Annotated in this window: 19 protein-coding genes; 13 read left to right on the top strand and 6 right to left on the bottom strand. The window is 41.7% G+C overall.

Annotated elements, in window-relative coordinates; all coding sequences use genetic code 11:
- Positions 1-29: 29 nt before the first annotated feature.
- From ACQW03_RS25745 to ACQW03_RS25725, 5 genes are all read right to left on the bottom strand, one after another.
- The gene (locus tag ACQW03_RS25745) at positions 30-806 is read right to left on the bottom strand and encodes a COG4705 family protein (protein ID WP_441952717.1); all 777 of its coding nucleotides are present in this window, start codon (positions 804-806) and stop codon (positions 30-32) included.
- 228 nt (positions 807-1,034) lie between these two features.
- On the bottom strand, positions 1,035-1,790 hold the full coding sequence (locus ACQW03_RS25740) for a COG4705 family protein (RefSeq protein WP_441952715.1): 756 nt from the start codon (positions 1,788-1,790) through the stop codon (positions 1,035-1,037).
- A 165-nt stretch (positions 1,791-1,955) separates the two neighbouring features.
- Positions 1,956-3,149 carry an oxalate decarboxylase family bicupin gene (locus ACQW03_RS25735; protein ID WP_441952787.1) on the bottom strand — a complete coding sequence of 398 codons (1,194 nt, stop codon included), beginning with the start codon at positions 3,147-3,149 and terminating at the stop codon, positions 1,956-1,958.
- 88 nt (positions 3,150-3,237) lie between these two features.
- Positions 3,238-3,717, bottom strand: coding sequence for a Cys-tRNA(Pro) deacylase (gene ybaK / locus ACQW03_RS25730; protein WP_258297975.1), 480 nt, complete (start codon positions 3,715-3,717; stop codon positions 3,238-3,240).
- Positions 3,718-3,734: 17 nt separating this feature from the next.
- Positions 3,735-4,100 (bottom strand): ribosomal protein L7/L12, encoded by a 366-nt coding sequence (locus ACQW03_RS25725; protein ID WP_441952712.1) that lies wholly within the window; start codon positions 4,098-4,100, stop codon positions 3,735-3,737.
- Between the two features lie 282 nt (positions 4,101-4,382).
- Between ACQW03_RS25725 and ACQW03_RS25720 the strand changes: the two genes are divergently transcribed.
- From ACQW03_RS25720 to ACQW03_RS25670, 11 genes are all read left to right on the top strand, one after another.
- Complete coding sequence (locus ACQW03_RS25720) at positions 4,383-5,291, top strand: ROK family protein (RefSeq protein ID WP_441952710.1); 909 nt, start codon at positions 4,383-4,385, stop codon at positions 5,289-5,291.
- 36 nt (positions 5,292-5,327) lie between these two features.
- Positions 5,328-5,936: a DUF1349 domain-containing protein gene (locus ACQW03_RS25715; protein WP_013310225.1), complete on the top strand. Its 609-nt coding sequence runs from the start codon at positions 5,328-5,330 to the stop codon at positions 5,934-5,936.
- Positions 5,937-6,147: 211 nt separating this feature from the next.
- Positions 6,148-7,563 carry a glycoside hydrolase family 1 protein gene (locus ACQW03_RS25710; protein ID WP_076294619.1) on the top strand — a complete coding sequence of 472 codons (1,416 nt, stop codon included), beginning with the start codon at positions 6,148-6,150 and terminating at the stop codon, positions 7,561-7,563.
- Positions 7,564-7,846: 283 nt separating this feature from the next.
- Positions 7,847-8,227, top strand: a complete 381-nt coding sequence (locus tag ACQW03_RS25705; RefSeq protein ID WP_076294588.1) for a VOC family protein — start codon at positions 7,847-7,849, stop codon at positions 8,225-8,227.
- Positions 8,228-8,326: 99 nt separating this feature from the next.
- Positions 8,327-8,914: a sugar O-acetyltransferase gene (locus ACQW03_RS25700; protein ID WP_441952707.1), complete on the top strand. Its 588-nt coding sequence runs from the start codon at positions 8,327-8,329 to the stop codon at positions 8,912-8,914.
- 154 nt (positions 8,915-9,068) lie between these two features.
- Entirely contained in the window at positions 9,069-9,620 is a 552-nt protein-coding gene (yfcE, locus tag ACQW03_RS25695) for a phosphodiesterase (protein WP_441952705.1), read from the top strand.
- 118 nt (positions 9,621-9,738) lie between these two features.
- Positions 9,739-10,770 (top strand): agmatine deiminase family protein, encoded by a 1,032-nt coding sequence (locus tag ACQW03_RS25690; protein ID WP_441952703.1) that lies wholly within the window; start codon positions 9,739-9,741, stop codon positions 10,768-10,770.
- A 29-nt stretch (positions 10,771-10,799) separates the two neighbouring features.
- A complete protein-coding gene (aguB, locus tag ACQW03_RS25685; protein WP_025721082.1) occupies positions 10,800-11,675 on the top strand; it encodes an N-carbamoylputrescine amidase in 876 nt (291 codons plus the stop codon).
- Positions 11,676-11,810: 135 nt separating this feature from the next.
- Positions 11,811-12,347, top strand: a complete 537-nt coding sequence (locus ACQW03_RS25680) for a hypothetical protein (RefSeq protein ID WP_441952701.1) — start codon at positions 11,811-11,813, stop codon at positions 12,345-12,347.
- A gap of 281 nt (positions 12,348-12,628) precedes the next feature.
- On the top strand, positions 12,629-14,650 hold the full coding sequence (locus ACQW03_RS25675; protein ID WP_025721079.1) for an NAD(P)/FAD-dependent oxidoreductase: 2,022 nt from the start codon (positions 12,629-12,631) through the stop codon (positions 14,648-14,650).
- Positions 14,651-14,840: 190 nt separating this feature from the next.
- The gene (locus ACQW03_RS25670) at positions 14,841-15,761 is read left to right on the top strand and encodes an aminoglycoside phosphotransferase family protein (RefSeq protein WP_076294583.1); all 921 of its coding nucleotides are present in this window, start codon (positions 14,841-14,843) and stop codon (positions 15,759-15,761) included.
- Positions 15,762-15,811: 50 nt separating this feature from the next.
- On the opposite strand, the gene ACQW03_RS25665 is transcribed toward ACQW03_RS25670, so the two are convergent.
- Entirely contained in the window at positions 15,812-16,243 is a 432-nt protein-coding gene (locus ACQW03_RS25665; RefSeq protein ID WP_104495716.1) for a hypothetical protein, read from the bottom strand.
- A gap of 179 nt (positions 16,244-16,422) precedes the next feature.
- Between ACQW03_RS25665 and ACQW03_RS25660 the strand changes: the two genes are divergently transcribed.
- Together ACQW03_RS25660 and ACQW03_RS25655 are read left to right on the top strand one after the other, a co-directional pair.
- Positions 16,423-16,872, top strand: coding sequence for an Imm63 family immunity protein (locus tag ACQW03_RS25660; protein ID WP_025721071.1), 450 nt, complete (start codon positions 16,423-16,425; stop codon positions 16,870-16,872).
- Positions 16,873-17,005: 133 nt separating this feature from the next.
- Complete coding sequence (locus ACQW03_RS25655; protein WP_104495717.1) at positions 17,006-17,989, top strand: ABC transporter substrate-binding protein; 984 nt, start codon at positions 17,006-17,008, stop codon at positions 17,987-17,989.
- Position 17,990 lies beyond the last annotated feature (1 nt).

Raw genomic sequence — 17,990 nt, 5'->3', positions numbered from 1 at the left:
ATACAAAAAGATAGGCTACATTGTGTTGATTATGATGGTTGGGTTTGACCTTTTTCAGATTTCGTTAAGTAAATCACCAAGGTTAAAATAATTACAAGAAAAATCATGCTGGTTCCAGCCGTACCTAGACCAAGTCCGCCATCGGTGTGAGATTGTGACAGATAATCCCCAAGTGAGGCACCGAGAGGCCGGGTCACGATGTATGCCATCCAGAATGACCACACAGCATTAAATTTAAACTGATAGCGGACAAACGCTAAAATACCAATCAGTGACGCGAACATAAGCGCTGACCTCCAATAACCTAAGTCAAGACCCTCTGATATGAGATCACCAGCTGCTGTACCCAAGGCAAAAGTAAAGAATATCGTTGCCCAGTAGAATATTTCCCGTTTGGTTGTGTAAATAGAATGAATGGATAATGTTTTCTCACTCCCATACCATAGCGTGAAAGTCACCAGAAGAGCTAGTGCAAAGACGGTTGTGGTTACTTGCAGCGAGATCCCAATATGATCCACAAGGTTATCTGAAACGAGCGTGCCCACTACGCTGATGAGAGTCACCACGAGCCAGTAGATTCCGGGTATATATTTGCGTGACCTAAACTGAAATAGAAGTGTGACAAGTAACAGAACAACCATGATCAAAGTTGTACGAGTCAACCCCCAGTGCAAATTAAAGTTAAGAAAGTCAGCGGCTGTTTCTCCCACGGTAGTCGTCATAATCTTAATGATCCAAAAGAAAATGGTGATCACCGGCACCTTGTTCAGCATTTGCAAACTAATGAATGAGTTCTCTTTTTTCATTTCTAATCCTCCTCATGAACTAAGGAACCTTATTAAATGCTTGTTCCTACTGAGCAGTGTACATAAAGAACATGAATCGATAGTGAGAACTACATGTGAAAAAACCTAGATAATTTAAATCTAGATTAGAGACTGATGAGGAATAGTGATACGAATTACTATATTGTGAACAGACAATGCTAAAAAAGATATAGGCTCGGCTAAAGTCGAGGGCCTATATCTTAATGATTAACTTGCGTTTAACTCCGGTGATTGTTTCATTTTAGAAGCATTTAGAGTAGTGTAGATAATTAAAGCTATAAGAATTGTAACCAGTACCAGCGAAGATCCCATCGTACCTAAATCCAATCCTCTCTTTGCGTGTGATTTGGTAAGAAGGTCTCCAAATGTCGCTCCAAAAGGACGTGTTAATACAAAAGCTAGCCAGAAGAGAAATACTCGTGAGACATTTGTAAAATAAGTTAATAATAGAATAATCCCCAGCAAGCTCCCTATTAAAACTGCTCCTCCTACAAATCCGAGGCCGGAACTATCCGCCAAAAAATCACCTAAAGCAGTACCTAAAGTGTTTGAGAACAAGATGGCAATCCAATAGATTACTTCAACTTTCCGTGTAGTAATATTATTGACGTTCAATGATCGCTCACTAAAATACCAAAATGAAAAAATGGCTAACAATATACATACTAAAATGAATGATCCCGTTGCATAACCCAACCCTAGGCTACGATCCATGTAGTCTGACATGGTCGTGCCAGCAGTGCTCGTTGTAAGAATTACAGTCCAATAAAGAAATGGATGGTACTTCTTAGAAGAAAGTTGAAAAATAAGACTAATTAAAAAAACACTAAACAAAATCATGGAACTAATGGCATAGCCTACATTAAGGGTTTGTGACAATAAGTCACCCGCAGTTTCACCCAGCGTAGTAGCGCAAATCTTCATAATCCAAAAAAAAGCCGTGATTTGTGCAATTTTTTGCATCTTTCATTTCTCACTCCCCGAATTATAACAGTAATTTTTTTGAAAAAAGCATTTGCTTCAATATACCCGGAGATAATTAAATTCACATTAGAAAGCCGTGAGAAATGAATGAGGATATGCTTTTTTTTCTGAGAGCACGAACAAGACGCACGCTCACCCAGTTCTTCAGAGATTACCCTTTGGGTAAAAAGAATAGCCTGGATACTTGACGACGGGCCATTTTACCTTTCGTAAATTAGAGATCACATCAGTACCTACATGTAAATTACTCTGAACCAGTTCTGTTGGCGTGAGAGCCATCCATTGATTCAAGGAAACATCCGCAAAACGGTCACTTTTAAACATTTCAAGAAACCATAGTGAGCTAGAGCCAGTATTTTGAATGTAATGACCATAAGCAAAAGGCACATATCCGACATCACCGGCTCTAAAATCAAATGTGCGGGCCGCGCCATTACCACCAAAGACAGTCATCCGTCCTTGCCCTGTCAGATAGTATTGCCATTCGTCATTATTGGGGTGCCAGTGCATTTCTCGCATGGCTCCGGGCTCAATCTCAACAAGGGCAGCTGCGATGGTTTTGGAAATCGGAAAATTGGAGGAGTCAACGATTCGTACGCTTCCGCCCGGCGTTTTGATTGGGGGCTGGGCTAGTAATTCATGCTTGAAGGATTGGGGCAATGTCCCGTAAGGAGAGGGAACCGCTTGGCTTTGAATTGAACCGGGAACGGAATCCTGATAGATGTATACTTGATCTTGAGGAATCGCTGCAAAATCAGCTTCTGGTACACCAAAATTTGCAGAAAGTACGTCTTTGGGAGTATGTGCGAACCAATCCGAGATGGATAGGGTGTTCAGATCGGAGAAACTGCCATCATCAAAAACCAGCAAAAATTCGCACCCATCCTCAAGCCCCTGTATAGAGTGCGGAATGCCAGGAGGAAAATACCAGAGATCCCCAGGACCCACATCAGCAATAAAATTACGTCCATTTTGGTCAACTGCCGTAATGCGAGCACTTCCCAACAGCATATATGACCATTCCGCCTGCTGATGCCAGTGAAGCTCACGTACACCACCCGGTGTCAAACTCATATTCACCCCTGCAAGGGTAGTAGCAATAGGTAATTCCCTTACCGTTACTTCTCTTGACCACCCACCATGATTAAGCTGCATATGAGCATCAGAAAAAGAAAATCTCATATTTGGAATGAGACCATTGTCCGTTACAGGGGGAACCAGCATATCGGGATTCTGTAGATCCCTCATCACATCACGTGGACCCTTGTCGATACCCCCAGCACCATCACTTCTGATGGGTTGGGGGATTCTTGCATTTTTCGGGCAATCATTATGCATCATTAGATCTTCCTCTCCAGGTTGAAGCTTGATGAAGCATGGGATAAGAGAAAATACGCATAAAGATTTTATGATCATGTGGTGAGTTTTATGCTGTATGCGTCAGATCTGTAAACTGTGCCTGAATGATTTGAGCTAAATCGTGTGGACTCAACTCCAGTTGGGTCCCAATTTTCCCACCGCTCACAACGATGGCTTCCAGTTCCAATGCAGGCTGGTCGATAAAAGTAGGGTAGAGCTTTTTCATTCCTATGGGGGAGCAGCCACCGCGAATATATCCCGTATACTTTTGCAAATCCTTAACTGGAAGCATTTCAATTTTTTTCTCTCCGGCGGATTTGGCTGCTTTTTTGAGATCAAGCTCTTTATGTACAGGAATTACAAAAACAAACAGATTTTGTTTGCTGTGTGCAACCAAAGTTTTGAAAACCATTTCCGGGGCTCTCTCGATTTTCTCAGCCACATTCATCCCGTCTATTTTTCCATCTTGATGATCATAACTCAAAATATTGTATTGTATATGTTGCCCGTCCAATATGCGCATGGCGTTTGTTTTGCTGGCACTCATCTTATTTCTTCCTTTCTTTAGAGTTTTTCCAAGTGATCGACATAATCCTTTGCATCCTTAAGGGAAAGATTCTTAGCGGTTCTCAGCTCTTTTATGGCTTGAATCTTTTTTCCTTCCCTAATTAGCAGGAGCAACCTTTCATTGATATCTTCTGAAGCTCCTGCATCTAGAATATGTGGAGGAGTGGCAGCGATGGTACCTGACAGCGATGTGCCTTGTATTCCTGAACGATTTTCAAGACGCTCCACGTCGGATTTCAAGTCATTAAGCCGAGATTGAAGGCTGTAGACCTTAATTAAAAGTATGACGGAGAGGAGCAACGCGATTATTGCTATATACTCAATAGCAGACAACAGAATCCCCCCAATTTCACTTAGTTTCATCGCAAAGATGCGCACTAAAAATTTGATTCTTATTTCTAGTATAGCATGATGATCGAAGAGAAGAGGAAGACGTGTACAAATTGACTTTTTGCAGGCAGAGCGTTATATTACAACTTATTATAAACCTTTTAATAAATACTGGAAAAGGAGTGTATTCAAATACAACCAGTCTCCAATAATACCATTCGGGTTAAACAAATTAATGTAGAGTTAGTTAAAAACACACTGAAATCCAAGGAATATGCAACCAAGTCATCCATAGCCAGTATCACAGGTCTTAGTGTGGCAACCTGCGGAAATATTCTGAATGAGCTTCTTCAAACCGGGGAAGTATTAGAGACGGAATTGGAAGAGTCGAATGGCGGACGTCCGGCTAGACGTTACAAATATAACGCTGACTATTCTTATATTATCTGTTTAAATGTGAAAACGGAAGGCGGTATACATTCTCTTACTTATGCTGTTGCCAATTTGCTTGGTGATATCATCATCGAGAATACTTCCAATGTGCCTCATATTGATTATGAGGTCATAGAAACCCAAATTGGAGAGCTGATTAATAACTATGGAAACGTCAAAGCCATTGGGATTGGTATCCCCGGGGTTGTTCATCAAGGGATTATCGATGTTTGTGATCTCGACCTGCTCATAGGAGTCCCTGTAGGTCCTCGGCTTCAAGATAAATACGGATTAGAAGTTACCATTGAAAATGATATGCATTTGACAGTTTACGGATTTTATAACATGCAGAATTATGATGAGGATAAAACCTTTGCTATTGTTACGTTTCCCAAAGACAATTTCCCCGGCGCGGGTTTTATTGTCGATGGACATTTGTTAAAAGGAAATACCAAATTTGCGGGGGAGGTTTCCTTCTTACCCTTTGATTTAACAAGAGAGGAACAGCTTAAACAGTTAAATAGCACAGAGGGATTTGTTCCTTTGGCGATCAAAACGATAACTTCCATTATTGCGATTATAGATCCTGTATCTATCGCTTTGACTGGAGAGTTATCCAAGTCGACTCTGTTGGACGATATTTATAACGGCTGTCTAAAAGATGTACCTAAAGAACATATGCCCGAGATTTTTGTGAAAAACGATACGCATGATGAATACATGCGTGGGTTGATTTCGGTGACCCTTGAAAGTCTGACGTACAATCTGCAATTGGTGGAGAAAAGGAAGTAGGGCATTGTTCAAATAAAGAATGAGAGGATGAGATTAATGACTCAAAAATCGATTGCATGGACTACAGGGACATGGACTAATCACCCTGTATCATCCATAGAAGAAGACCAGTTCCTTAAAGTTGAAACCAGAGAAGGAAGCGACTACTGGGAAAAAACTTTGTATGGATTTGAACGCAGTAGCGGACATTCCCTGCTTACAGACTGGGAAGAAGGCTCTGCCATCGAAGTCACGTTTCAATTAGGCTCATTTACGGAGCTCTACGATCAGGCCGGTATAATGCTGTATCAAGGACAGCAAAAGTGGATTAAAGCTGGGATCGAATTAAATGATGGAATTCCTCAACTGGCAGTCGTAGTCACAGATGGCTATTCCGATTGGTCATTAGCTCCTGTACCTGATTGGGTAGGGAAAAATGTGACGATTCGTGCTTCACAGCTACAGGATGCAGTTATCATTAGAGCCCGAACCGAAAATCAAAGCTGGCGCACCGTACGTGTAGCACGTTTTCCTTATGAAACGGGACAACAGGCGGGTCCTTTTGCCTGCGCGCCGACTCGAGCCGGCTTTCAGGTTATCTTTACACGCTGGGTAAGCACTGAACCCGATAGAGATATTCATGTAGATCCGCCATTTGAAGAATAGTCATTTTACTCAATAATAGAAGAGTTATAAATATGGGAGTAATTATTGGAGATAATACAATTATAAGCTTTGGAAGTTTTTAAAATAATACTTGACATGAAACGCGTTACAAACCTTAAGATCCAATTAGAAGTTATTTATAACACATTAGCATAGAGGTAACGTATTTCTATCCTAGTTAATGAAAAACATCAGCAAAGGCGGAGAAAATATGAGTACACAGTTTCCAAAAGATTTCCTGTGGGGCGGAGCAGTTGCTGCTAATCAGCTCGAAGGTGCTTATCAAGAAGATGGAAAAGGCTGGTCCATTCAGGATGTAACTCCTCGTGGTGGTTGGGGGCCCGTAACGGATGTACCAACAGAAGATAACATGAAATTGATCGGTATTGATTTTTATCATCATTATAAAGAAGATATCAAACTTTTTGCGGAAATGGGCTTCAAAGTGTTCCGTACTTCTATCGCATGGTCACGTATTTTCCCTAAAGGTGACGAACTGGAGCCTAACGAAAAAGGCTTGCAATTTTATGATGATTTGTTTGATGAACTTCACAAATATGGAATTGAGCCACTCGTTACATTATCTCACTATGAAACACCTTTACATTTGTCCAGAGAATACGATGGTTGGGTAAACCGTAAGCTTGTTGATTTTTATGAGCGCTATGCTACAACTGTATTTAATCGATACAAAGATAAAGTTAAATACTGGTTGACTTTCAATGAAATCAACTCCATTCTTGAAGCACCATTCATGAGTGGAGGAATTAGCACACCAAAAGATCAACTTAGTGAGCAAGATCTTTATCAAGCTATTCACCATGAGCTTGTAGCGAGTGCAAGAGCGGTAAAAATCGGTCATCAGATCAACCCTAATTTCAAAATTGGCTGTATGGTGCTGAGTATGCCTACTTATCCGCTGACACCTAATCCGGACGATGTGATTGCTGCGATGGAATTTGATCACAGAAACATGGCATTTGCCGATATTCATGCAAGAGGTCAATACCCAGGTTACATGAAACGTTTCTTTAAAGAAAACGGAATTTCTATTCACTTTGAACCAGGTGATGCCGAAGATTTGAAGCATACCGTTGATTTTATCTCGTTCAGCTATTATATGAGTACTTGTGAGACAGCTGACGAAGCTAAAAAAGTCAAAGGTGAAGGTAACATCCTTGGTGGTGTCATCAATCCGCATCTCGAGGCAAGTGAGTGGGGCTGGCAAATTGATCCGCAAGGTCTGCGTTATGTCTTGAATACGTTCTATGATCGCTTCCAAAAACCACTATTCATCGTTGAAAATGGCCTGGGCGCCGTTGATGAACTGATCACGAATGAAAAAGGCGAAAAAACGGTTGAAGATGACTACCGGATCAACTACCTGAATGATCATTTGGTTCAAGTTGGAGAAGCTATTGAGGACGGAGTAGAGGTTTTGGGCTATACGTCTTGGGGATGTATTGACCTTGTCAGCGCATCGACCGCTCAGCTTAAAAAACGTTATGGCTACATTTACGTAGACCGTCATGATGATGGCAGCGGTACACTTGAAAGATATCCGAAGAAATCGTTCCATTGGTACAAAGAAGTTATTGCTACGAACGGTGAAAGCTTGAAACGTTAATTTATAAAAACAAGTGATTAAGTTTTAATTATATAATGAAGGTTTGTTTTACGTAGCGACCGCTTCTACTCTTTTACGAGAAAGCGGTCGCTAATTTTTTAGAGGTATTAGTCATGATGATTCGTAAGTGATATTTATGAGTATTTGATAAATTGAGTGGACAAAAATGAATTACTGAGATATATTATGACTTATTAAAACGTTAATAATAACTATGCTAAAAATTGAGCCCAGCATAAATTAAATGTTTTTTCATGATGAAGGCTTCAGAAGGAGGGAAATAATGAAGATTGAGCATGTAGCGATCTGGGTGAAAGACATAGAGAAGATGAAGAGCTTTTACGAGCAATATTTTGATGGAAAATCTAACGATAAATATTATAACGCTACAAAGGGATTTGAGTCCTATTTTATCACCTTTGAGGATGGAGCAAGGTTAGAGGTTATGCGTAAAACGGGAGTGGATCATACCCCACAGATCAATATTACGGGCTGGGCTCATGTGGCATTTTCCGTAGGAAGTAAAGTACTCGTGAATGAAAAGACAGAGCAGCTCATGCATGCAGGATACGAAGTAGTAGGCTACCCAAGATTGACAGGTGACGGCTATTATGAAAGCGTAATTAAAGATCCAGAAGGTAATTTAATAGAAATATGCATGTAAATAGTTTCTCAGCTTTGAAGATTAAGCATGTGAAACCCTACAATGAAGCTCTAAAAGAAATATGAATTCAGTATCTAAATAAGCAAAGCGAGGATGGACATGACAGAAAAAGAAAAATCACAACTTGGACTCCTATACAATGCTAATTATGATGAAGAGTTAATTGAAGAACGTTTGCACGCTAAAGTTCTCTGCCACGAATATAATCAGCTCCATCCTAAAAATATCGAAGAACGAGAAACACTCATCAAAACTTTACTCGGGAAAACAACTGATAGATTCTTGATTGAGCAACCTTTCGTATGTGACTATGGCTATAACATTGAAATCGGTGAAGATTTCTATAGTAACCATAATCTAGTTATGCTTGATGGGGCAAAAATCGTTTTTGGTGATCATGTGTTCGTTGCTCCTAACTGCGGATTTTATACTGCGGGTCATGCTCTTGATGTAGAACAACGTAATGAGGGATTGGAGATTGCATTTCCAATTACAGTCGGCAATAATGTGTGGATCGGTGGTAATGTCAGCGTTCTGCCTGGTGTTACTATAGGCGATAACTCCATTATCGGTGCAGGAAGTGTCGTTACCAAAGATATCCCTTCTGGTGTGATTGCTGCTGGAAACCCTTGCACGGTAATCCGTAAAATCACCGAAGATGATAAGTACAAGTATAAAAGGAACTAACAATAAACTACAGCTCACTCGGAGCTGTAGTTTATTTTCTTAAAAGAGTATTATCAAACGAGAGAAAATTTTTGCACAGATTTGTTCAGGTAATAATGCAATAATGTACTTAAGTGGAATGTTTTTTAGCCTATTCAGAAAGGAAAGAACAATCATGAAATTGATGTTTATTTCAGATATTCACGGCTCGCTGCACTGGTTGCAATTGGCACTGGAAAAGTTCAGGGAGGAGAAAGCCGATCGTCTTGTCTTGCTCGGAGATTATATGTACCACGGACCACGTAATCCGTTACCAGAAGGGTATAATCCGGCAGAAGTGGCCGCTCTGCTGAATAAGTACAAGTCCCATATTGCGGTTTCTGTGCGCGGGAATTGCGATGCAGAGGTGGATCAGATGCTACTTGAGTTTCCTATGATGGGTGATTATGCTTTGTTGCACCATGAAGGACGGAGAATCTATGTCACGCACGGACATGGCTTTAGTATCGGAAATTTACCACCACTGGAAGCGGGAGATGTGTTCATCCAGGGACATACTCATATTCCGGTAGCGGATGTGGAAAATGGGGTCTTTATACTGAACCCCGGTTCGATCTCGCTGCCAAAAGAAAACTATCCATCCTCTTACGGTGTACTGGATGGAGCACATTTCACTGTGAAGGATTTTGATGGGAATACGGTGAAAGCAATCGCGTTTTCGAAGTAATTTTCTCAAATGTAAATGTAAATGATTAAAACTTTTCCGCTTCGATTGAGACAAAGATCATATTATTGTATGATAGGAGCGGAGTCTACATTATGAAAAAGAAAGAGAGCTTCAATACATGCAAATTAAGGATTCACATTATAAGATGCCGCCTGAATGGGCGCCACATGAACGCACGTATATTTCTTGGCCTGTAAAATCTTCAATGGTTTACCCGAATATGCATGCTGATGTATGCAAGGGCTATGCTGGAATTGTACGCGCCATGGCGGAATTTGAACCAGTTACTGTGGTCGTAAATCCGGATGATCTGGAGAGCGTTAAGGCGCTTGAACTTGGGGAACGTGTAGAACTGCTGCCGATTGAACACAGCGATGCGTGGCTGCGTGACAATGGCCCTACTTTTCTCACAGACGAGCGTGGTCAGCTGGCAGGTGTAAACTGGAAGTTTAACGCCTGGGGTGGTAAATACGCTCCATGGGACCTGGATGACCAGGTTGCGCCGCAAATTTTGGACAAACTTGGAGTTCCACGGTTTGATGCACCGCTTGTGATGGAAGGCGGCTCACTGCACGTAGATGGCGAAGGCACACTGATTACAACCGAAGAGTGTTTGCTCAATTCCAACCGAAATCCGGAATTAAGCAGAAAAGAAATTGAACGGTATGTATGTGAGTATACAGGTGTAGAGAAAATAATTTGGCTAAAACGTGGTCTTAGTGGCGACGAAACAGATGGCCATGTGGACAATATTGCTTGCTTTGCAGCTCCTGGCAAGGTCATTATGCAAGTATGTGATGATCCTGAGGATGAAAATTACGAAATCACGCAGGAAAATCTGCGTATTCTGGAGCAAGCAACGGATGCCCAAGGCCGTAAGCTGGAAGTGATTCGGATCGGTCAGCCGCCGCGTGTGGATTATGAAGACAGCCGATTGACACTGAGCTATATTAACTTCTACTTTGTGAATGGCGGTATCATTTTGCCAGTGTTTGGCGGCACTGCCGCTAAGAGCGATCTTGCAGCTGAGCAAGTGCTGGCAAATGTATTTCAAGATCGTACCATTCGTACTGTAGACGGTATGGCGGTCATCCGTGAAGGCGGTAACGTACACTGTACGACCCAGCAGATGCCTGCTGTAAAGCGTTGAACGATATAACATCTAAAAGGAGGACTAAAGTGAGAAAAGTAAAAGTGGCAGCGACTCAAATGAGCTGCTCTACCAATATCGAAGAAAATATAAGCAAAGCAGAGAAGCTAGTTCGTGAAGCGGCTGCGCAGGGCGCACAAATTATTTTGCTGCAGGAGTTGTTCGAGACTCCATATTTCTGTCAGAAGGAAAAGTCTGATTATTATTCATATGCAACTGAGCTGGAGCACAACAAGGCGGTTAACCATTTTAAAAAGATCGCCAAAGAATTACAGGTTGTGCTGCCAATCAGTTTTTATGAAAAGAAAAACTACGCACGCTACAATAGTCTTGCTGTAATTGATGCAGATGGTGAAGTGCTGGGTAAATACCGCAAAAGTCATATCCCAGACGGTCCTGGGTATGAGGAAAAATTTTATTTTAATCCGGGCGATACCGGTTTTAAAGTATGGAATACACGTTATGCTAAAATTGGGGTAGGCGTGTGCTGGGATCAATGGTATCCTGAGGCGGCCCGCTGTATGGCGCTTATGGGCGCAGAACTTTTGTTCTATCCGACAGCTATTGGCTCGGAACCGCAGGATTCTGCCATTGATTCCAAAGATCACTGGCAGACTTGCATGCTGGGTCATGCTGCTTCCAATCTGATCCCAGTCATTGCTTCCAATCGGATCGGAACTGAAACAGACGAAGACTCCAGTATTACATTCTACGGTTCATCCTTTATTGCCGGGCATCAAGGTAACAAGATCGCAGAAGCGGGTCGTACCGATGAGGAAGTGCTTACTGCTGAATTTGACCTGGATGAGCTGGAAGTAGGACGGATTGAATGGGGCATTTTCCGTGACCGTCGTCCTGAACTGTACAATATGATTGCCACCTATGATGGCGATCTAAAAGTATAATCTTTATACGGATAGACAAGTCTCCCTTGACGTCAAGCTGAGGTGTTTCCTTTCATTGGACTCACCCGGCTTTTCGGGCAGGGGATTTTTGGTTTCTGAATGGAATACTTTTAGTGATGGATAGGAGGAAGGAAAATGGCAATGAGGCGTAAGGCTATAGACCCATCGCTCGCACAGTTCACAACTTCGACAGAAGAAGACCAAGAGTGGGAATACTCGCGTGAAAGAGATATGGCTATTCTGGGATTGTGGGACGAATACACATTATCTGCTCAGCGTTTATGTGAACGAATGGCTATCGAAACCCACCAAATCAGACCTTCTGAGTATGATCCGTTCCCAACTCAGTTTGAATGGCTGAAACAGGAAGAAACAGACTTGATTATTGATGGAATATGGTCAGCTGATTTGCATGGTGATCATTGTCTGTTTATGAATATTGGGGAGCATCACCCAGAACGGCATACATCTATTGAGGCTTATATTTACGATACCCGGGTGATCGACGAAGGATTTTTTCTTAAATATCTGAACACCTCTCCTAAAGCCACAGCCTACGTACCTTTATTCAGAAAAAATGGATATGCCACAATGTGTGGGTTGCTGGACAGATATGTTAGGGAAGGGATTTTAGAGCGTGTACCCAACGGTTTCAAAAAAACGGATCGGTAGATGGTCCGGAATATAAGCATGATTTTTTCACACAAAAGGAACATTCCTCACAGGATTGTTCCTTTTGTGTGTCTACATCCAGTTAATCTATAGACTGAAACTATGATTCGATACATAAAATAGCATTAGAATTTATGGATTAGATGATATAAAATCAAGTCATAAGGAATGATCGTACTCAATAACATCTCGATATTCCCAAAAGTGAAAAAAATCACATATGAGAATGCTTTAACGGAAGCTTGAACATGAAATTTGTAAACTCGCAAGGAGGAAGAACAATGAACCACTATCCTGCTATCTTTGAACCTCTAACCATACGACGCATGACCTTGAAAAATCGGATTGTTATGCCCCCGATGGGAACTAACTTTGCTGCCATGGACGGAAGCTTTGTTCAGGATCATATTGACTATTACGTGCAACGGGCCAAAGGTGGTACCGGCTTGATAACAGTAGAAAATGTTTGTCTGGATTTCCCGATGGGTACAAACGGAACAACCCAGTTGCGTATGGATAACGATCAGTTTATTCCCGGACTGTTTAGATTAACAGAAGCCCTGCACTCTTATGGAGCCTGTGTTTCTGTACAAATTAACCATGCGGGTGCTTCGGCTTATGCGGGACGACTGAACGGAGTTCAGCCTGTATCTTCTTCGAATATTCCTTCTAAAAAGGGCGGAGCCATTCCAAGACCTCTGCAAAAAGAAGAAATTTACGCCATTGTGCGCAAATACGGAGAAGCAGCGGGAAGAGCGCAACGAGCAGGATTTGACTGTGTTGAAATTCATGCGGGACACTCCTACTTGCTGAGTCAGTTTCTTTCACCGATGTATAATAAACGCACGGATGAATTTGGCGGAAGCGCAGAAAACCGTACTCGTTTTGCCAGATTAGTCATTGATGAAATTCGTTCAGTGGTGGGCCCATTTTTCCCTATTTGCTTACGTTTTAGCGCGGAAGAGTTCACAGAAGGTGGGAACACACTGGAAGATACACTTGAGTTATTGGAGTACCTTAATGATGAGGTAGATATTCTGAACGTTTCTGCTGCTTTGAATGATTCCATCCAGTTCCAGATTGACGGGATGAACCTGCCGGATGGTTGGCGCTCATATATGGCTAAAGCGGTAAAAGAAAAATTCGGGAAGGTCACGATGACCTCAGGTAATATTCGGAGCCCACAGGCTGCGCAGGATATTTTGGAGAGAGGTGATGCTGATCTTCTGGCTATGGGTAGAGGGTTGATTGCAGAACCGAACTGGGTGCTTAAAGTGCAAAACGGCTACGAACATTTGCTTAGAAAATGTATCTCTTGCAACATTGGTTGTGCCGATCATCGTATCTCCAAAAGTAAACCGATTTGCTGTACGGTAAATCCGGATCTGTTCAAGGAAGCTGAATACCGGAAACAACGTGTTAAAAATAATGTTCAGGTTGTTGTTATTGGTGGGGGCACTGCTGGCATGGAAGCAGCATGTACGGCAGCCGAAGTAGGCTGCAAAGTAACCCTCTTTGAGGAGAAACCAGAGTTGGGCGGCTTGGCTCGTGATATTGCCCGCTTGCCGGACAAAACACGCATCAATGATTTCCCTGATTATCTGATTCAACGCACCAAGCAGTTAACCAATCTGAACATTGTTACTGGGACCCGAGCTGATTTAGCGATGATTAGTGCTCTGAATCCTGATATTATTGTCAATGCGACGGGGGCCACACCACTTCTTCCGCCAATTGCAGGTTTACATGAGCAACTGGGCAAACCGGGCACAAAAGTGTTCTCCATCTTTGATCTTTTGCACAACATGGAAAAATTCCAGGAGTTTGAAGGTAAACGCATTGCAGTAGTTGGTGGCGGAGCTGTGGGACTGGATGTCGTCGAATATTACGCAGAACGTGGAGCACAAGAGGTTTCCATCATTGAGATGATGCCGCTACTGGGTAAAGACCTGGATATGATTACTCGCATTTCCATGATGAAAATGGTAGAGGAGCGGGAAGTGAACGTCCATACGGAAACAGCTTTGACAGAAGTGTGTAGCGACCGCTTCAAAGTAAAGCATGGAGAACAGGAGTTTGAGATTCCTTTTGATCTTGGATTCGTATGCTTGGGTATGCGTTCATACAGTCCGCTGATGGACAGCTTGCTCGAATATGGTAAAGAACATCAAGTAGAAGTTATTAATATCGGGGATAGTAAACAAGCTCGTCGTATTATTGATGGCACACGTGAAGGTCGCAATATTCTGAAAACCATTCAACGGGTAGACGAATTTAAACATGAGTTTTCTTATTCTTACTGATTTGACAATACTAGTGATGGGTGTTCACGATGGCAACTCAGTGAATATTGAGGTTGAAGAGACGACTTGTCTTTTCAGCCTTTTTTATTTGAGTTTTTCCTGGAAGAAGATTGATTCCTCTGTCATTTCAAAGGTAAACTATGGAAAGCATATGTAGTAAGTAAGGCTATCTTAACGTGGGGGGATGAGCGTGAATCAACTCTTTAGTGAAATACCGGGTGCCAGCACGTGGAGCAGTGTGGAAGAGATTCATAAAGGCTGGTCCAGTGATAAAAAATATTATATTCAAACTACTGACAGTAGGGACTTGCTGCTAAGAATGGCGAATATGGTTCATTATGATAAAAAGAAACGCGAGTTTGAAGCTGTAACAAAGCTGAATCACGTGGAGAATCTGTTAATGTCCCGGCCGCTTGAATTTGGGATTTGTCATGATGGTCAATCTGTGTATTCTCTGTTCACCTGGATCGAAGGGAAAGATGCTGAAGAGATTATCCCCACGTTTACCGCAGCACAACAGTATCAACTCGGAGTTCAGGCAGGAGATGCACTAAAAAAAATGCATGAGATTCATGCGGAGCAAGATCGAGTCCCATGGGCTGAACATTATAATGCCAAAATCAACAGATATATTACAAACTATAAGTCATGTGGTATTCCCCTAAAGGGAGCAGATCAAGCCATAAGCTTTATTGAGAAAAACCGCCATCTATTAGAAAATCGTCCCCAGACTTTTCAGCATGGGGATTATCATGTGGGCAATATGGTGGTTACCCCATCTGGTGAACTGGGTATCATCGATTTTAATAGAATGGATTATGGTGATCCTTGGGAGGAATTCAATAGAATTACCTGGTGTGCAGCATTAAGTCCTTTATTCGCTTCGGGCCGTATCCACGGTTATTTTAATAACCATGTACCTGATTTATTTTTTAGATTAATGGCTCTGTATATTGCAAGCAATCAGCTTTCATCGATTCACTGGGCCATTCCATTTGGCAAAGAAGAGGTAGACGATATGGTGCAACGAGCTGAAGAGGTTTTGGAAGCGTATAATTACTTTCAAACCTATATACCGAAATGGTATGTGCCCAGTTACAGCGACTTGTAAAAGCGAATACCGCCGCTCCTGGGGAGTGACGGTCTTTTTTTAGCATTCTATTATTGTTTCTTAATCTTATACGTAAATTCCCAAACGGCTTGATGACCTGAATAACGTCCACGGTTTTCAGTAACCGTCACTCTTAACTTAACGGTAGAACCTTTGGCAGAAACCGAGGAGACCTTTACATTCTTGGTGGCTTCGCCTTCATCAGGAATTTTGTCTTGTTCCTCAGCGTACGCATACAGCTTTATGCTGCCACCCGATTTGACCTTCACCTTTACACTGTTACCTTCACTAATGGATTGACCTGCCACCTTGGCAGCAATGGCCCATTCGTTGCCTACGTGATCGTTGGATACCAAGGTTGCTTGTTGAAACATAACGATATACGTTGATGTTGCTGAAGCTGCGAGCGCGTACGTTCCGTTGAACATCAGGGATACCACTACCAATAGAATAGCCGATGCTTTCGTCCATACTCTATTCATTTGCCTGTCTCCTTCAGTTGGATATATTGAGGGAATTCCCTCTATTCTAATTATCGTTTGCATCAAACAGAATTGTTAATGGTTGGTAAAAAAAGAGTTTGACTTCTTATTGCATCACTTGTGATCTAACATGATTACGACTTGAATTTATTTAGTAGAGAAAGGGAAGGGAAAATCTGATGAAAAAAATATATAGCGAACAAGAACTCATAGATATGACTATTAAACTGCTTGAACAAACTTCAATATATGAAGAGCAGTATGAGCAATATGTAAGACGACCTTTCCGTACGGATTTTTATGATGATCTGAGCCCGTATGTGCAAGTGGGCAAGCGGGGTTATACGCTCCAGATGTATGAAAGAGGCATACAGATGCTGAACAAGCTTACGAAAGAGGAAGAGGATGTGATTTATTGGATCATCGAAGATACAATTCACATCATTGCTCATCTGAATCTGCTTCGCAAATATAAAGTGGATAACATAAATACTCATTTAAAATATACCAAGGAGATCACGAAGGAACTGACAACTGCAATGAACAAAGCATTTTATGAAATTGGAGGAATCTATCAGGAATGGCATGAAGCGAATCGAAGGGGAGCACTGGAGAACCCATTAAAGTAAAACAAAAAAAATAAAGAAACAGTTGACAATCACTAATATAAAATTTACACTTTTATATTAGTGATAATGATTATCAATATCACTAATTTTAAGGATGTTCTGCACTTACTATATTTCAAAGGAGTTTTACAACATGCATCGTATGATGAACAAGAAGTTTCACATGATTTTATGTGCATTATTCGTAGTGATTTTCGTTATTTCAGGTTGTGGGAATGCTGGCAGTTCCTCTGATTCATCTGCTAAACCCGCGTCGTCCACGAAGGAAGAGGTAAGTAGTGATTCTGATACGCGTACAGTCTCTACGGTAAAAGGAGATGTGAAGGTACCCGCTAATCCTCAACGGGTAGTAGTGAACTGGTATGTTGGCGATGTATTTACATTAGGAATTAAACCGGCCGCAGTAATGGGGTGGAAACAAGAAACGATGCCTTTTTACGATAAGTTTAACGACATCCCCAATATTGAAAAGTGGGAAACTGAGGAAATTATGAAGTATGATCCTGATCTCATCATTACATATGATACAAAGGACTATGATAAGCTCTCTAAAATTGCGCCTGTTCTTGTGATACCTGAGGATAAAATGACCTCCCTAGAACGTTTGAAATTTCTTGGTCAGGCCACAGGACATGAAGCAGAAGCAGACAAAGTGATTTCACTGTTTGAAAGCAAGCTGAGTCAGGCCAAAGAAAAACTAAATTCCGACATATTCAAGGACAAAACGTTTAGCATTTTCGAGGACTGGGGCAGTGGCTCTTACGGAATATATTATGAAACAGGCTCACGTGGAGGAACGTTGCTTTACAATTATCTGGGGCTTCACAAACCGGAAAAGCTCAACACATTGGTTAAAAATTCCGGAGAGAGTCGAGGTTCTTTATCCTACGAGGTAGCTGCTGAATACTTTGGAGATTATGTCCTTTGGTTTAAGCAGGAAGGCAAGGAATCCGAATATGCGAAGACAAAAATCTGGAGCAGTATTCCAGCCGTTAAAAACGGACATATCATCGAAATTCCAGCGAAATATGCAGGACTGTTCTATTATTCGGACGTTGCTAGTATGACGGGGCAACTAGATTATATTATTAGCAAATTGCTGGAACAGACTAAGTAAC

The sequence above is a fragment of the Paenibacillus sp. DRB1-1 genome (assembly GCF_052119485.1).
Lineage (GTDB): Bacteria > Bacillota > Bacilli > Paenibacillales > Paenibacillaceae > Paenibacillus > Paenibacillus polymyxa_B.
The sequence above is the reverse complement of the archived record's forward strand: the minus strand, read 5'-3'. Positions and strand labels throughout refer to the sequence as shown.

What these genes read in the sequence shown, in the direction of transcription:
- ACQW03_RS25680 (WP_441952701.1), top strand. Translation starts at nt 11,811, where the DNA reads ATGGCAATGAGGCGTAAGGCTATAGACCCATCGCTCGCACAGTTCACA.
- ACQW03_RS25715 (WP_013310225.1), top strand. Translation starts at nt 5,328, where the DNA reads ATGACTCAAAAATCGATTGCATGGACTACAGGGACATGGACTAATCAC.
- ACQW03_RS25655 (WP_104495717.1), top strand. Translation starts at nt 17,006, where the DNA reads ATGCATCGTATGATGAACAAGAAGTTTCACATGATTTTATGTGCATTA.
- ybaK (WP_258297975.1), bottom strand. Translation starts at nt 3,717, where the DNA reads ATGAGTGCCAGCAAAACAAACGCCATGCGCATATTGGACGGGCAACAT.
- ACQW03_RS25700 (WP_441952707.1), top strand. Translation starts at nt 8,327, where the DNA reads ATGACAGAAAAAGAAAAATCACAACTTGGACTCCTATACAATGCTAAT.
- ACQW03_RS25705 (WP_076294588.1), top strand. Translation starts at nt 7,847, where the DNA reads ATGAAGATTGAGCATGTAGCGATCTGGGTGAAAGACATAGAGAAGATG.
- ACQW03_RS25675 (WP_025721079.1), top strand. Translation starts at nt 12,629, where the DNA reads ATGAACCACTATCCTGCTATCTTTGAACCTCTAACCATACGACGCATG.
- ACQW03_RS25665 (WP_104495716.1), bottom strand. Translation starts at nt 16,243, where the DNA reads ATGAATAGAGTATGGACGAAAGCATCGGCTATTCTATTGGTAGTGGTA.
- ACQW03_RS25660 (WP_025721071.1), top strand. Translation starts at nt 16,423, where the DNA reads ATGAAAAAAATATATAGCGAACAAGAACTCATAGATATGACTATTAAA.
- ACQW03_RS25735 (WP_441952787.1), bottom strand. Translation starts at nt 3,149, where the DNA reads ATGCATAATGATTGCCCGAAAAATGCAAGAATCCCCCAACCCATCAGA.
- yfcE (WP_441952705.1), top strand. Translation starts at nt 9,069, where the DNA reads ATGAAATTGATGTTTATTTCAGATATTCACGGCTCGCTGCACTGGTTG.
- ACQW03_RS25740 (WP_441952715.1), bottom strand. Translation starts at nt 1,790, where the DNA reads ATGCAAAAAATTGCACAAATCACGGCTTTTTTTTGGATTATGAAGATT.
- ACQW03_RS25690 (WP_441952703.1), top strand. Translation starts at nt 9,739, where the DNA reads ATGCAAATTAAGGATTCACATTATAAGATGCCGCCTGAATGGGCGCCA.
- ACQW03_RS25745 (WP_441952717.1), bottom strand. Translation starts at nt 806, where the DNA reads ATGAAAAAAGAGAACTCATTCATTAGTTTGCAAATGCTGAACAAGGTG.
- ACQW03_RS25725 (WP_441952712.1), bottom strand. Translation starts at nt 4,100, where the DNA reads ATGAAACTAAGTGAAATTGGGGGGATTCTGTTGTCTGCTATTGAGTAT.
- ACQW03_RS25710 (WP_076294619.1), top strand. Translation starts at nt 6,148, where the DNA reads ATGAGTACACAGTTTCCAAAAGATTTCCTGTGGGGCGGAGCAGTTGCT.